The sequence below is a fragment of the Ursidibacter arcticus genome (genome assembly GCF_009761375.1).
Lineage (GTDB): Bacteria > Pseudomonadota > Gammaproteobacteria > Enterobacterales > Pasteurellaceae > Ursidibacter > Ursidibacter arcticus.
Window position 1 is genome coordinate 1 of record NZ_LEKM01000061.1, and the last position, 968, is coordinate 968.

General features: G+C 40.4%; 1 protein-coding gene. It reads left to right on the forward strand.

All coding sequences use genetic code 11. The features are described 5' to 3' along the window. Nucleotides 1-968, forward strand: a 968-nt coding sequence (locus A1D25_RS01750) for an Ig-like domain-containing protein (RefSeq protein WP_157394005.1), incomplete at both ends; no start/stop codon positions are given.

Below are 968 nucleotides of genomic sequence, written 5' to 3' on the forward strand. Positions count from 1 at the left end.
TCAAAGACAAATCACCCGTTAGCGTAACCGCTATTAGTGACAAAGGTTCTGCAACAACAACGGTAGAAACCACATACGATAGCGACACACAAAACCCAGAAATCACAAAAGCTGAAACCGTTGATCGCAACAACGATGGTAAGCCTGATCTTGTTAATTTAACAGGTAAGGGTGAAAAAGGCGCTACAATCAAAATTAAAGATAAAGAAGGTAATGTTATTGCAGAAACCAAAGTGGATAACAATGGTAACTGGAGCGTACCTGTCGTATTAGATCAAAATAATCCAAATAAAGATCAAGCAGAAGATCTTAACGTAGAAGCTCAATCACCGGGTAAAAATTCATCTGACGAAGTGCCAGTAACGACTGATAAAGTTGTACCAAGTGACAACCCTCAGCCAAACGACACTTACGTTGAACCACCAGTACTTACCCCATCAGCGTCTCAACCAGAAGATGAAAAAATATCTGTTGATGTTAAAGTTCCTGATGATGCAACCAATGTACCGGTTCAGATTTTAGATGAAACTGGTAAAGTGGTTGAAACGATTGACGTTAAAAAAGATGAGCAAGGTAACTTCGTACCACCATCGGATAAACCTGAAGTGGAAGTAACACCAAAAGATGGCGGTTTCACTATCACTATTCCTAAAGATAAGATTCCTGAAAATGGTAAAATTGTTGCGACAGCTGAAAACAGTGCTGGCGATCAAAGTAAACCGAGTGAGCCGATTGTATTAAATGAAGATAAACAACCTGTTTTACAAGATCCAGACACCGTTACTGCAAGCGACAAACCAAGCATTACCCCTAACACCATTAAAGCGATTGATGAAAGCCCAGAGGCAGATAACAACCCTGAAAAAGTAGTATTTAGTGGTACGGCAGAGCCTAATGCATCAATCACAGCGTATCTTGATAAAGGTGATGGAAGCAAAATCCCAGTAGGTTCTGTGGTGGCAGATAAC